The sequence below is a fragment of the Vibrio sp. V03_P4A6T147 genome, assembly GCF_002241085.1.
GTDB classification, from domain to species: domain Bacteria; phylum Pseudomonadota; class Gammaproteobacteria; order Enterobacterales; family Vibrionaceae; genus Vibrio; species Vibrio anguillarum.
Genome location: NZ_NDIO01000405.1, coordinates 1 through 15075, shown reverse-complemented (window position 1 = coordinate 15075; position 15075 = coordinate 1). Strand labels below are relative to the sequence as shown.

General features: G+C 45.4%; 10 protein-coding genes. 5 read left to right on the top strand and 5 right to left on the bottom strand.

The annotated features are described in order from the left end of the window. Positions 1-210 precede the first annotated feature (210 nt). Positions 211-1653 carry a glyceraldehyde-3-phosphate dehydrogenase gene (locus B9J84_RS15335; protein ID WP_013868411.1) on the top strand — a complete coding sequence of 481 codons (1443 nt, stop codon included), beginning with the start codon at positions 211-213 and terminating at the stop codon, positions 1651-1653. A 106-nt stretch (positions 1654-1759) separates the two neighbouring features. On the opposite strand, the gene B9J84_RS15330 is transcribed toward B9J84_RS15335, so the two are convergent. Both B9J84_RS15330 and hcp read right to left on the bottom strand, forming a co-directional pair. Further along, on the bottom strand, positions 1760-2815 hold the full coding sequence (locus B9J84_RS15330; RefSeq protein ID WP_094124504.1) for a hybrid-cluster NAD(P)-dependent oxidoreductase: 1056 nt from the start codon (positions 2813-2815) through the stop codon (positions 1760-1762). 95 nt (positions 2816-2910) lie between these two features. Beyond that, the gene (gene hcp, locus B9J84_RS15325) at positions 2911-4572 is read right to left on the bottom strand and encodes a hydroxylamine reductase (RefSeq protein ID WP_088729385.1); all 1662 of its coding nucleotides are present in this window, start codon (positions 4570-4572) and stop codon (positions 2911-2913) included. A 319-nt stretch (positions 4573-4891) separates the two neighbouring features. On the opposite strand from hcp, the gene B9J84_RS15320 reads away from it, so the two are divergent. Beyond that, positions 4892-5101, top strand: coding sequence for a hypothetical protein (locus B9J84_RS15320; protein ID WP_094124503.1), 210 nt, complete (start codon positions 4892-4894; stop codon positions 5099-5101). Positions 5102-5183: 82 nt separating this feature from the next. Here B9J84_RS15320 and B9J84_RS15315 read toward each other — a convergent pair whose 3' ends face one another. Beyond that, positions 5184-5798, bottom strand: a complete 615-nt coding sequence (locus B9J84_RS15315) for a LysE family translocator (protein WP_094124502.1) — start codon at positions 5796-5798, stop codon at positions 5184-5186. A 191-nt stretch (positions 5799-5989) separates the two neighbouring features. Between B9J84_RS15315 and yjeH the strand changes: the two genes are divergently transcribed. Further along, positions 5990-7267, top strand: a complete 1278-nt coding sequence (gene yjeH / locus B9J84_RS15310; protein ID WP_094124501.1) for an L-methionine/branched-chain amino acid transporter — start codon at positions 5990-5992, stop codon at positions 7265-7267. 129 nt (positions 7268-7396) lie between these two features. Here yjeH and B9J84_RS15305 read toward each other — a convergent pair whose 3' ends face one another. Both B9J84_RS15305 and B9J84_RS15300 read right to left on the bottom strand, forming a co-directional pair. Further along, on the bottom strand, positions 7397-9133 hold the full coding sequence (locus B9J84_RS15305) for a methyl-accepting chemotaxis protein (RefSeq protein ID WP_094124500.1): 1737 nt from the start codon (positions 9131-9133) through the stop codon (positions 7397-7399). 144 nt (positions 9134-9277) lie between these two features. Then, positions 9278-13240, bottom strand: coding sequence for a hybrid sensor histidine kinase/response regulator (locus B9J84_RS15300; RefSeq protein ID WP_094124499.1), 3963 nt, complete (start codon positions 13238-13240; stop codon positions 9278-9280). A gap of 123 nt (positions 13241-13363) precedes the next feature. Here B9J84_RS15300 and B9J84_RS15295 point away from each other — a divergent pair, with 123 nt between their 5' ends. Both B9J84_RS15295 and B9J84_RS15290 read left to right on the top strand, forming a co-directional pair. Continuing rightward, a complete protein-coding gene (locus tag B9J84_RS15295; protein ID WP_013868403.1) occupies positions 13364-14458 on the top strand; it encodes a two-component system response regulator in 1095 nt (364 codons plus the stop codon). A 42-nt stretch (positions 14459-14500) separates the two neighbouring features. Then, positions 14501-14950 (top strand): GNAT family N-acetyltransferase, encoded by a 450-nt coding sequence (locus B9J84_RS15290; RefSeq protein WP_013868402.1) that lies wholly within the window; start codon positions 14501-14503, stop codon positions 14948-14950. Positions 14951-15075 lie beyond the last annotated feature (125 nt).

Sequence of the window (15075 nt, the reverse complement as noted above, 5' to 3'; positions counted from 1 at the left end):
ATACGCTGATTTTTACCTAGTTTTTAGTAAAAAATGTCGTCATTATTTTTGCTAGCAGAATAACCATTCCACATTTACAATCCGGCCACATAAAAACAACAATAAACATCGACTTGTATCTCAGCACAGATGACCGTGCAAGATACGCGTTCACCAGCCCTACACTGTGAACATTACTGCTTAACATAACGTGAAAGGTCCCAAGTCAATATGAGCCCAGAGAAACATCTCTCAGACTGGCAAGCCAGCCAAACGATTGCTGAATCTATGTCTCCCCTCATCGGTCAGCTTTATCGCCAACAAGGTGTTGAAGTGGTTTTATTTGGAAAAACACTCATCAACGCCACCACCATTGATATCATCAAGGCACATCGTGTTGTTCGTCGCTACACAGGTGAGGCGCTTTCAACCCAGCAAACGATGCCGATTTTACAAAAACTGACCACGCTTGCTCTGTCGCCATGTCGTATCGACATTGGCCAACTTGCTCATCAATTTTGGCAACAACATGATGATGAACATGGCCTTGAAGATTACCTGCTAACGGCGCTTAATGGTGCGTTGAATGGTGAAACACTCAGTGAGCCTAAGGATGTGGTGCTGTACGGTTTTGGTCGTATTGGTCGCTTGCTGACTCGTCTTTTGATAGAAAAAAGTGGCCCGGGCTATCCACTGCGCTTGCGAGCGATTGTCGTTCGTGGGGGTAAAGCAGGAGATTTAGAAAAACGGGCAAGCTTGCTACGCCGTGACTCAGTTCATGGCCAGTTTAACGGCAGCATCATCATCGATGAGGCTCGCAAGGCCATTATTGCCAACGGCAATTATATCCAAATCATCTACGCCAATAAGCCACAAGAGGTTGATTATTCACATTATGGTATTCATAACGCGTTAGTGGTCGACAATACTGGTGTTTGGCGTGATAGCGAAGGGCTTAGTCAACACTTGAACTGTCAAGGGGCAAGCAAGGTGCTGCTGACAGCACCCGGCAAAGGTGAGATTAAAAATATCGTGTTCGGCGTAAACCACGCTGATATTCAGCCCGAAGACACCATTATCTCAGCCGCCAGTTGCACCACCAACGCTATCACACCGGTATTGAAAGCAATTCATGATCAATATGGCGTACTTTCTGGCCATATCGAAACGGTGCACTCTTTTACTAATGATCAAAACCTTATCGACAATTTCCATTCAGGTGAACGACGTGGCCGCAGCGCATCGCTCAACATGGTGTTAACCTCAACGGGTGCCGCCAAAGCGGTTGCCAAAGCGTTACCTGAACTCGCTGGTAAGTTAACCGGTAATGCGATTCGTGTCCCCACGCCAAACGTGTCGATGGCCGTGGCTAACCTCAACTTAGCCAATGCAGTGAATAAGCAAGATCTCAACGCATATCTACGTGAAATGGCGCTTAACTCGCCACTTTCAGCGCAAATTGATTACACCGACTCAACAGAAATTGTCTCCAGTGATTTGGTTGGCTCTCGCCATGCTGGCGTAGTTGATGGCGCAGCGACGATCGCTCAAGATAACCGCTGCGTGCTCTACATTTGGTATGACAATGAATTTGGCTACAGCGGCCAAGTTGTACATTGTATGGAGCAGATGATGGGCGTTCGTTACCGAACTTTCCCAGCTATAGCCCAGTAAACGGCTTAATATTGTTTTTATCTCCACAACATAATAATAGTGAGTGTTTATCTCACCTCCCCCTGCTTGCCGCCTTTTGATATAAGGCGGCTTTTTTATGAAGTGATCAGTTCAATGAGATTTCAACGTCCGAAACTAATCTGCTCGAACACGCTAAGGCATAGCCTTGTTCAATCTCTTGTGCACTCAATGTTTCGGTGCTCAAACGCTCGACCATACCCACCTTCACTTTGCATTTGCACGATCCGCATATCCCACTTCGGCAAGCCGCAATCACTGGTACGTTACCTTTCTCTAACGCATCGAGCAGTAAACTGCCCTTTTTCACGGTCACGGATGATGCAAACGCTGGCGTGCTGACTGTCACCTCCTGAGGCTCAATCTCGTCTTGATCTGAGCTCTCTTGTTTGTGGTGGCTCACTTCGATTTCATACACTGATGGAGTAAAACTCTCTTCAAAGAAGTGTGCCATATCAAAATTAAGCTGTTGTAGGTAGCTTTTAACATCTTGCATAAAACCAACGGGACCGCACAGATACACACTGCGCTCGGCAATATCAGGGCACAATCGGACTAACCAAGCCTGACTCAGCCGCCCTTGTGGATGCGAGCTGCCCTTTGCCTCTTTGAGCAGAAGTTTTAAATGAAACTGCGGATAACATTGTGCCAGTTGTTGCAGCTCTGAGTAATAAATGGTGTCGGAAACACTTTTGGCGACATGAATAAAATCGATCTCAATGTCGCCTTGTCGCAGCCATTGTTGCGCCATAGCCATCACAGGGGTAACACCACAACCCGCACTGATCAGTGTCACTTTTCGTTTCGGCGCGCAATCTACACTGTTAAATGCACCCTGCGGTTGTAGCACCGAGACCGTATCACCAACACTCAATGCATCAACAATATGGTTTGAAACCTTTCCGCCTACTACTCGCTTAACCGTAAAGCGCAGAAAGTTTTGCTGTGGAATTGAACTGATGGAGTAAGCACGAAACGCCACGCCTTCTGGTAATTCAAAGCCTAAAGTTGCAAATTGGCCCGGTTTAAAATGAAAGGCGTTCTCTTCTTTCGAGGCCAGTTCAAAACTGACGCTTTCCTCGGTTTCTGCCCATTTTCGGCGGCAAGTTAATTCAAGCACATCTTGGTAAGCCCAAGCTGACATACCCATCCCTCATACAATACTTTTTTCAAATCATGCTTTATTCAAACATCTGAAGCGGCATTAGGCTCTGAATACGCAGAGCCTAATGCTGACGATTACGCAGCCAAAATCGTTTTTAAATCATTCTCAGCAGTAGTAATCCCACGCAGATCGAACTCTTGTTGCAAAATATTCATCAAGTTTTCGGTGAGGAATGCTGGTGCGGTTGGGCCGGTATAAATTCCTTTCACACCCAATGCGAGTAGCGTCAGTAGGATAACGATCGCCTTTTGTTCAAACCAAGAAAGAACCAATGTCAGTGGGAGATCATTCACACCGCAATCAAACTCACTGGCCAGTGCGAGTGCCAGTTGAATCGCTGAATACGCATCGTTACATTGGCCAACATCTAATAGACGCGGTATGCCATTGATGTCACCAAACTGATTTTTATTGAAGCGGAATTTGCCACACGCCAACGTTAAAATGAGGCTATCTTCCGGCACTTGCGCCGTGAAATCAGTGTAGTAACTGCGTTCAGATTTATCACCATCACAACCTCCCACAAGGAAGAAGTGTTTGATGTGGCCTTGTTTGACTTGTTCAATCACGGCTGGCGCGGCCGCCATCAATGCATTACGACCAAAACCAACCGTAATATGTTGCTCTATTTCATCGTGTTTAAAACCGGGCTGGGCTAACGCGCACTCGATCACTTCACTGAAATCGTCACCTTCAACGTGTGCCACACCCGGCCAGCCGACAATACTGCGGGTAAATAGGCGGTCCGCATACTGCCCTACATTCGGGTTGAGCAAGCAGTTTGATGTCATCACGATTGCACCGGGGAAGTTAGCAAACTCTTTTTGCTGATTTTGCCAAGCACTACCATAGTTGCCCACAAGGTGCGGATATTTCTTTAGCTGCGGGTAAGCGTGAGCAGGCAACATCTCACCATTGGTATAGACATTAATGCCTTTGCCCTGAGTCTGTTGCAGAATTTTTTCCAGATCATGCAAGTCATGGCCTGAAACCAAGATGCACTTACCCGCTACCGTTTTCACATTGACGCTCGTAGGTTCAGGGTGACCAAAGGTTTCGGTTTCACCCATATCTAACATCTCCATAATGCGGTAATTGACCATACCAATTTGCATTGCCGTATCGAGTAACGCTTGTAGGTCAGTTGGATCAGTGCCAAGCCAAGCCATAATTTGGTGGTATTCAGCGTACACGGCTTGATCACTTTGGCCTAAAACGCGAGCGTGTTCTAAGTAAGCCGCCGCACCCTTTAACCCATATAAACAAAGCAAACGCAAGCCAATCACATCTTCATGCAAGCTTTCACGCCCACGGTTAACGGCTGCTATCGGTGCAAAGGCCAACAGCGCCTCTTTGGTCTGTGGTAATTCAAATTTGGCAGCAGCAGAGAGCTCAGGCAATTCAAATCCGACTAATACCGCAGCAGCTCTCACGTTCTCTTCCAAACGCTGGCGGTACTGCGTGGAATCTTGAACGAGTTCAAGGATACGTTCAGGATCGAAATTGACATTGGTTAACGTGGCAAAGAAGGCTCTGGGAGCCCATTGGTCAATTTCTTGATCGATCACACCACACGCTCGACCTAAATTGGCCCAAAAAGAGACGCCCTGTAATGAATACACTAGTACATCTTGTAAGTCTGAAACTTCAGCCGTTTTACCGCACATGCCTTGAGAGTAGGCACAACCTTTTGCCACAGGGGTTTGAATGGTTTGTTCACATTGAATACAGAACATTATTTTAGCTCCAGTTATTTGAGGCGTGTCGATCACGCTTATTATCCGAAGCCTTTAGGGCATAATACATGCCAACATATAACCACTTGTTTTTAAAAAGAATAAATAAAAAACCACACAACGATAATGTCAATTTGACTACCAAAAAGATAACGAACAAAGACACCAAAATGTCAAAATGACTCAAGTTTGAACTGTCTGCCAGCGTCCCAATATTGTGGAAGGTCCATGCAACTCCAAAAAAATGGAGACGCAACATTCATGTTGGATTCATCTTGGCTGCGTTAACCTAGCTTCAATTCAGAAAGAGGTACAGATTATGAATAGATTTATTGTGACTACATTTGCGCTGGTTGTAGGGTTTTTCGCGTTGATGCTGAGTTTGCTGCTCGCAATCCCTCTCGCTATTGCGGCGATCATCACTGGCAAACGTATAGAAAAGCAGCTCAAGCGCCACACCTTTACACCAAAAAGCGGCTACGTTATTGAAGGTGAATATGAAGAAAAAACTCAAGCACACTATCGATGAACAACTCTATTCGCGCTCTTTCATTGGCACGGCAAAACTCATTAGAAGCGGGAGGCATTTCCTCCCACTTTTTTGGTATTAGCTAAAGAGTCATGACGACGCGGATGGCAAGCGCAATCAGTACTACGCCCGACAAACGGTCAATCAATACGGCACGCGCGCGCAGTTTATCGAGTAATATTGGGCTAGAAAGAATTAAGGTAATGAACGTATACCAAAGCCCGTCCACTAAAAATGGTGTTAACACAATAATGGCTTTGCTGCTCAGTTCGTTGCCGATGGCGACAAATTGACTGAATAACGCGGTGAAAAATAGCGCGATTTTAGGGCTAAGCAGAGAAATCAATAATCCCTCTTTAGCCGACTGCCACACACTGACCGTCTCACCCGATTCTAATTTAGCCGCCACGCCCCCTTTTGAACGTAATGCATTGATACCCAAATAGGCCAAATACAGCGCACCTGCATAGCCCACTGTTTTAAACAGCAAGGGCGATTTATGCAATACAACCGCTAGGCCAATCAAGGTAATGAAGGCATAGACACCAATACCAAATGCGTGCGCCCACGCCGTTGCAAACCCATTTTTACGCCCACCAGCGAGGCTGTGTTTGGCCACCATCGCTAGGCTTGGCCCTGGCGACATCGCGCCTAAAATACAAATGGTAAATAGTGATAACCAAACGGTGAATGTCATGGATTTCTCGCTGTTGTTTCGGTGATTTAAGGTAATGACGATAACGAAATGACTCGCATAACGCTACCTGAATGTGGCGCTGCCCAAACGGCCTGATGTTACAGCTTAGCCGTTGCACCCAATGGGCATAGGCAAACTGAGATAGATGCATATTATTTCGCTTCAGCGTATGCTAACCGCCAGAACGATATTTGGGAACGGAAGCCGTGAATAAGTTAAAACAAGAGATCACCTTGCTGTCTGGTATTGGACAACTTTCCACCACTTTAATGGGAACAGGGTTATTTATGATCCCAGCGATTGCCGCTGGTATTGCGGGTGAGCTCTCACTGTGGGCATGGCTACTGCTGTTTGTGGCGATTTGCCCGATTGCACTGACGTTCGCCGCTCTGGGTAAGCGTTACCCTAATGCCGGCGGAACCGCCTACTTTGTCCGCCAAGCTTTTAACGCTAAGTTGGAACGCTCGGTTGCTTGGCTTTTTGTCAGCGTGATCCCAGTCGGCGTTCCGGCCGCTGTCGCATTGGCGGCAGGCTTTGCTCAACAACTCCTCCCTGCGCCACTGAACTCGGCGATGATGGCGCAAGTATTAACCGTACTGTTGCTGATTGCGGTCAATTTGGCGGGCACCAAATCTTCCGGGCAGTTACAAACCGTTATTGCGCTGAGCATTTTCGTATTAGTTGGTGCTTTTTTCTGGATAGGCGATGTTGGTGCTGCAGATTTAACCATGCCCACACTCAGCACGGACAGTATTTGGCCAATTGGAGCCGCACTCGGAGTGATGTTCTGGTGTTTTGTTGGCATTGAAGCGTTCGCTCATATGGGAGAAGAGTTTAAAAACCCACAGCGCGATTTTCCGATCGCGATCATTGTCGGCTGCTTTGTGGCTGGAATCACCTATTGGGCATGCTCGGTGGTCATCCTTAAATTTGGTGCGTATGGCAGCGCAGAATTTGATAGCACCTCCATTCCTTGGCTGAGCGAACAAATTTTTGGTAGCAGTTTGGCAACGGTGATAAGCCTTATCGGCTTTTTTGCATGCTTTGCGAGCATCAATTTATACACCCAAAGCTTATCTCGCATGGTGTGGGCACAAGCAAGGCAATATCGACCAGAAAGCGCAATCGCCAGAATTTCAATCCGCGGCGTCCCAGCCAATGCAACCATTGCTGTTGGAGTTGTATTAATGGCTTCTTGCCTGCTTGGTGAATGGTCTGGTCTCAATCTGGAATTTTTCCTAAAACTTGCGAATGGAATCTTTGTCTTAGTTTATCTGTTAGCGATGTTCGCCGCTTATAAATTGCTCAGTGGCATCAACAAACTGTTGGCGGCGATTTCGTTGATCCTCTGCACTGCGGTATTTATCTGCTTAGGCTGGTCAATGCTGTATGCTCTGACTATCTTCATTTTGCTCTCTTTACCTTGGCAACGTTTGGCAAGAAAAAGTCAGCCGAAGCAAGAGCTTTAACTTATCGCTTACCTTGCGGTATTGCCGTGACCACTTAAGTGGGCATCATTCTGCAAATAAAAAATTTTGCCGAAATAAAAGGCTCTCAGTATAGAGAGCCTAAAAAATAGCAAGGAGAGGATATTAAATTTAAGTGCGGATGTGCTTAATCGCGCTATTTAACTCATCGACATTACGTTGCAAATCAACAACGACAGGCCCGAGTTGATTGATGGCAACGTTCATATCACCCGAAAGGGCTTTAATGTTACTGAGATTGCTGGAAATTTCGTCGCTCACAGCCAATTGCTCTTCTGTCGCAGCCGATATCGACGTATTCAATTTATGGATCTCAATCGCCGATCCTTGGATGGTACCAAGCGCTTCGTTCGCCACCGACATATTAGAGCGCGTTGACTGCATTTTATCAGCACTCACCCGGATCGTTTTGGTCGATTGTTCTGCTTTCTCTTGCAGCATCGAAATCATGCTCTCGATCTCACCCGTCGATTGTTGAGTTCGTTGGGCAAGTGAGCGTACTTCATCCGCTACCACCGCAAAACCGCGACCTTGCTCACCCGCACGAGCAGCCTCTATCGCTGCGTTCAACGCCAGTAGGTTGGTTTGTTCAGCAATCGCTTTAATCACATCAAGCACATTACCAACGTTATTAGACTCATTCGCAAGTTGCTGGATGATCTCGGATGTTTTGGTAAATTCACCCTCTAATTCACCGAATTCATGGGTCGTTTTATCAAAGACCTGTTTACTGGTACTGGCTTCTTTTTCCGCGCTGCCCGCATACTCTTCTGCCATGGTGGTGCTTTCCGCCACGCTAGAGAGCGCCGATGTCATCTCTTCCATCGCCGTCGCTGCCATTTCAAGTTCTTGATTTTGCTGATTCGCCACTTTGACGTTTTGTTTGGTGACATCGCTTATCGTTTCAGAGATGGCCGAAATGGTGTGGTTTACCTGGTTTATTTTGCTAATGGTGGTGGCATAACTTCCAAGCACCTTATTAATGGTGCCGCCGATTATACCCAGTTCGTTGTGACTGTTATCGTCAACTCGCAAAGTCAAATCAGAATTTTTGTCTACTTGTTGTAGCAATTTAGCCATGGTATCAATCGGCTTCACTACTTTTCGGTTAACAATGGCATACCCAATAATGGCAATAATAAAAACACTAATTAAGGAGATATTTCCAACCAATACCGTACTTTTTACTTTCTGCGCCGCATCCATGAATTGTTTATTGGTTCGATTTTCTAATTCAATAAAGAACTTATCGATCGGAGCCATGATTTTGGCTTTCTCTTGATGGTATTCATTACTGTGTAAGAGAGAAATCGCCATATTACGGTCTGGCTCTTTTCTAACGGTGTAGTTGCCATTGCTATCAGGATAAAGCCCCTTAACAGCATTCATCGCTTTGACTTCCATGTTCACTAAGCCATCTGAATTAGCTTGAGCTTCTTTGAGCAAACTAAACTCTTGCGGAGTAAAGCCAAGATCCGTCATCATTTGGTTGAGAGAGATATTTTTACCGTCTGCTTTAGGTTTTTGTCCATATTGCAACACAAGGTCCCAATATATCGTGTGATAGTTCTGCGGGCGAGGTTTCTTACCATTACGAATATCAAGAATATCCATGTACATTTTTTCGTATTTTTCATCGCCACTGACCACATAAGTCCGGCCTAACCGAGTTAAGTCATCAGAGCTTTGGCGAAGCTCATCGGCCGCTTGGTAAGATTGATAACGAACTTGAGCCATATGATCAACCTGTTGCATTAGCCCATTGAGCTGTAATACCGTCACAACACTGATGACAATACCGATACCGATGACAGCAAACACGAGCTTCATGGTGTTGTTGATATTCATAAAAGTATCCTTCTTCATTTATCAACGAAATTATTTCTGTTTATTCATTGTTATTATTGCTTTTAGCATAGGATGAGAATGGCCAAAATGTCGAATTTTACGCCACAATTATTGCATCAATTTTAAGCACTATCATACTTCAACTTATTTTTCAGTCGGTACTGGCAACTGAGCCAATACCTCTTTAGCCGCTTCAAAATCAAAATCCTCAATCGCATGCCTCAAACTTTTCTTTTGCTCGTCAGACCATAAATTGCATTGTTTAATTTGGTGGATCATATGAATCGCATCAGCATCGTAGTTTTCAACACATTGCACTAATTGTTGGTAGAGCAACGCAATATCACGGTGCTCTTGCTGCGGATGTAATTGTGTCTGCTCCCAATCTCTTAGCTCATCCAACAAAGTAGACATCAACTTTGATACCGTGTTGAGATCTTGAATGGCGGGTTTCGTATGTCGCTGCACTACCCCTTCCATCTCGTTGGCTAGCTGTGCAATAGGCTCAATCCCTAGATTAGCCGCTGAACCTTTTAGGGTGTGCATCACTCGCTCTGCCTCTTCCCACTGCCCCTTATCAATCAATTTAGGGAATGCGGCTATTTCTTGCTGCTGGCTGGCAAGGAAGTGATCCAATATTTCAAAGTATCGCTGCGCATTGCCACCAATTCGGAAAATCGCTTGCTCCACATCAATACCCGTCAATTCTGGGTAGCCAGTGCTCGGTTTCACTTTATCCGGTAATACCGTAGAGAGTACTGGCGTGGTTTCATTAGCCTTTAAATATTTGCGCAGCACCTGATATAAGCGCTGTACATCAATTGGTTTCGCCACATGATCATTCATACCTGCATTTAAACAGTGCTCGACATCTGAAGACATCGCATTGGCGGTCATTGCAACAATCGGTAGCGTTTTCCACTCCTCATGCTGGCGGATCTCTTTCGTCGCACTGATACCATCCATAATGGGCATCTGCATATCCATCAGCACTAAATCAAAAGCTTCTTGCTGCAATTTCGTCAAAGCTTCTTGTCCATTATTAGCAAGAACAATGCTCAATTGAGTACTTTCTAACAGGCCGAAAGCCACCTCTTGGTTCACTTCGTTATCTTCTACCAAAAGCACTTTTTGCCCAATAAATGTTGGCCTTGTATCATGATCAAGATACTCATGGCTCTGCCTTAATTGCTCGATGCCGTAGCTGTCCATAATGGCATCAAGGAGATTTGATGGGTTCACAGGTTTCACAATCAAGGCATCGACTAATTTACTGTTTTCTCCCACCAAGGAAATTTCTCGGCCGTAAGCCGTGACGAGGAATCGTTTAGTGTTATCAAAAACACCCAATGGTTTCATTCTCTGCAGCAACTCTATGCCATTCATACCCGGCATATTCCAATCAATAAACAGCATATCAAAATGCGTATTGCGAATTTCATCGAGCGCCTCAAAACCGTTACTGACTGACTTCGCTTCAAAATGCATCGCATTGAGCAACGTCATTAAAATATTGCGTGCCGAGTCATTATCATCGACTACCAACGCACGTTTGCCTGCTAGAGCGCTGAGTGGCTTAGCAATATCGCGCATTTTGGCTTCTTGCAGCCCACACTCAACCGTGAATTCAAAGGTGGATCCTGACCCTTCTTCACTGTGAACTTGAATGTCGCCCCCCATCAATCCGACTAGCTGTTTACTAATGCTAAGCCCCAAGCCCGTGCCTCCATATTGGCGAGTAATGCTATTATCAGCTTGAGAAAATGCAGAGAATAGAGTGGCTACGTTAGATTCAGCAATGCCAATACCTGTATCAGAAACGGTAAATTTCAAGGTCACGTTAGCGTCGTTTTGCCCCACGACTCGTGCCGAAACGATGATCTCCCCTTGTTCGGTAAATTTCACCGCATTGCCACATAAGTTAACGAGAACTTGCCCCAAACGCAGCGGGTCGCCCACCAAGCCCACTGGAATATGTGGGTCGATATCTAATAAAAACTCGATGTTTTTCTCTTGGGCTTTTAGCGAAATTAAGGTGGTGAGGTTATCCAATACCTCATCAAGGCTAAAATCAATGTGCTCAACATTCAGCTTGCCCGCCTCTATTTTGGAAAAATCCAAAATGTCGTTAATGATGCCAAGTAAGTTTTTCGCCGATTCATTAATCCGTGAAATGTATTTTTGTTGCGTAGGATTGAGCTCGGTATTGAGCGCTAGATGGGCCATGCCCAAAATGGCATTCATTGGTGTACGGATCTCGTGGCTCATGTTCGCGAGGAAATCGCCTTTGGCTTGGCTCATGGCATCCGCGGTCTCTTTAGCTTCTCTTAATTGCTCTTCCATCTGCTTGCGATCGGTTAAATCAAGCAAAATTCCGACAATTCCAGAAACTTCACCACGATTATTTTGGAAAGAAGCTTCGTATACCAACATCTCTCTTTTGTGGTGCGAAGCGTCATAGAGAGACAATTCGTAATCTTGCGAAGACTGCTCCTCTCCAAGCCTTTTATGTACTTGGGCAAAAATGGTCGCCGTTTCATTTTGAAAGATATCTTGCGGCGATTTACCGATAATTTGCTCGGCCGACAGGCCAACTAAATCCATAAACTTAGCGTTAATGGTGAGATACGTACCCGAGGCCGACAAGCAATACATGGGGTTCGGCGTCGCATCGAGGATCTCTTGATTCAGTTGAGATTGTTCGAGTACTTTCTGCTCGGCTCGTCGCTGAATTTCAATGTTTTGGCTCAATTGAATACTGACCGATAAGTCATCCAACATTTGCGATAACCACTGGAATTGCAAACTCGACAACGACCCGATAGTACCCAGCTCGAGTAAAGCGACAGGATGCTGATTGACGTGCAGCGGCAAATAATACACTTCGTTAATGACTAACTTGCCACCGTTAAATTCAATGTGACAGTTGCCATCGAGTGCTTTCATCGCATAGGGCTGACCGCTGAGCAACACGCTGAGCTGCGTCGATGATGGATCGGTGTATTCTCTGGCCGAATGCTCACCATAACCCACCCCAGCCACTCGTTTTAATACGCCCTCTTGATAGATGTACATGCCAACCATTTCCAAAGGAAATTGATGCAGTAAGAATTGCGTAACTTCATTACACAAACGGTCCGTAGAATCGTTTTTGCGTAGGATGATATTGAAATCTTTAAGTAAAGTATTTTGGCTAAGCTGCTCAGCGATATGATGAAACACCACATTCAAACTGTCGATAAAATGTTGCAGCTCTGCATAGGCGGTTTGAGTGATCGTAAAAGCGTAATCTTCCCGTTTGACTTGAGTCACAACCGTTTTGAGTAGCTGACTTAACGGATTGATGTAAAGACGCCACAGCAGAACAAAGGAGACGATGATCACGCTGAGTAAGGTTAATACTAACGCCAAGTTTATCCATTCATAACGCAGCGCTTCGCTATCGGCACGTTGAATGTTTTGCTCCATGCGTTGCATGATCGATTGATGCGCAGAACCAATCGCCTGCATAATTTTCGCCTTTTCCGCGAAGTATTGGTCACCATAGAGAATAGCCCGAGCCAATTCCAGATCCGGCTCACCTGTGTCGACAAATTCGCCTTGGCTATTCTTTTTCCATCCTTTGATGGCCATGAAGGCTTCTCTTTCGAGTGACACCAGTGAATCAGACAACGTAAGCGCATTTTTGAGCTCTAAAAACTCCACCGATTCAATGCCCGAAAGACGCATTCTATCGAGTAACGAAGGGTTGTCTGGTGCGCCACCCAGTGAACGGGCAAGTAGTTTGTTTTGTGCAACGACATCCCAAAATTCGTACTCATTCCCTTTCGGTAAAGGCACCGAACCATTTCTGACGCTCAGTACATAATTAAAAAGGTTGAGCCACTTTTCATCGCCCGTCGAAGCGTAGGCCCGGGCAAATTTGGTTAAGTGATCTGAACTCTGCTTCAACTCTTGTGACAGACGATAGAAACGGTAAAGTTCGTCGTTCAGTTGTCGGCTCTCCGTTCTCAGAGCGGCTACTTTGTCTGTGATACTAAACATCGCAATGGAACATAATCCCATAGCAATAAATAAGACGGTGAATAAAGTTCGGATGGATCGCATGTGAAGCGCCTTCTTAATAATTTTCTCACTCTACTAACGCTGAGATTAGCTATAGTTATTGATAAGTTTAGACTTAAACCCAACCTTCGCCGCTCAATTGCTATTTTTTATTAGGAAAGACTCATGCCCATCGAAAACTTGGACAATTGTACCGTGTTAATCGTCGATGATTCGCCAGATAACCTTGCATTTATGTCACAGGGGTTGGCTAACCGATATCATGTCAAGGCCGCTAAATCAGGCCCGATGGCGCTCAGTATCTTAGACAAGTTTTCTATTGACCTAGTGTTGCTCGATATTGTGATGCCGGAAATGTCAGGTTTTGAAGTCATACAAAAAATCATGGCAAACCCTAACACCCAAGACATCCCTGTGATTTTTCTGACCGCAAAAGATAACCCCGAAGATCAAAAACTGGGGTTTGAGTTAGGTGCGGTTGACTATGTATACAAACCCGTAAGCGTACCGTTGCTAAGAGCCAGAGTAGATACTCACCTGCAAAACAAAATTTCAAAAGACATACTGAAGAACCAAAATGGCTACTTGGAAAAAGAGGTGATCAAACGTTCAAATGAATTGGATAAAATGCAAGACGCGGTCGTGTATGCTCTCGCCAGCCTCGCTGAAACCAGAGACCCCGATACTGGTAACCATATCCTGCGAACACAACATTACGTCAAAGCGTTAGCCGAGCAACTGGCTAAGCTGCCAAAATATCAACAAAAGCTAACGCCGAATGTTATTAATACCTACTTTAAAGCCGCCCCTTTACACGATATTGGTAAAGTGGGCATCGCCGACAACATACTATTAAAACCAGGAAAACTGGACAGTGATGAGTTTGAGATCATGAAAGGCCATGCCAGCTTAGGGCTACGTGCGCTAGAAAAAGCGGAAAAGATGTCAGGCGCGAAAAATGACCTTATCGATATGGCGAAAGAGATCGCCCATGGGCACCATGAAAAATGGGATGGCTCTGGCTATCCTAACGGTTTACAAGGTGATGCTATACCGCTCAGCGCACGGTTAATGGCTGTCGCTGATGTTTATGACGCTCTGATTTGCCGACGCATCTATAAGGAGCCGATGCCTCACGCCGATGCGAAAGGGATTATTTTGGACGGAAGAGGAAGCCATTTTGACCCTGAAGTCATTGATGCCTTCTTGGCAATAGAAGAGCGCTTTATTTCGATTGCCCATGAATACGCCGACGATTGATATCTTGGTAAGCAACGTATTATTAAACAAAAAGATAAACGTATGAAGGTAACCTTTCGCCCCGCAAGTGACAGCGATTATCAATTTGCTTTTGATCTAAAAAAAGTCGCAGAAATGGATGGTATTACGGCGATATTTGGCTGGGATGAAGAGTTGCAGCAAGTGCTGCATCGCCAAGAATGGCATTCTGGTCTACCAACGATCATCTGCGCTGATGGCCAACCGATTGGCACTTATTTACTGCAGAGCAAGCATGAAACGCTCTACTTCTCACGCTTTTTTATTCTGCCAGATTTTCAAAATAGAGGGGTGGGTAGCCAAGTGTTACAACTGGTCGTCAACCAAGCCAATCTGACTCAATACCCATGTAAGCTCTGTTATTTGCAAGGTAGCCCCGTCGGTGCTTTGTATCAGCGATTTGGGTTTACGCACTACCAAATGGACGATGAGTTTTCTCATATGCATTTCATTCCAACGCCCAAAGGCCAATAGCTCAGTACCCTTTGTGCTATCTTGAATTAAGGTTAGCGATCGGCAAACAGCCTACGCGGCGAGAAAATAAGCTTCATCATTAACGCCAGCCCACCTGTAGCACAACAAAATGGTTACATTTGTTT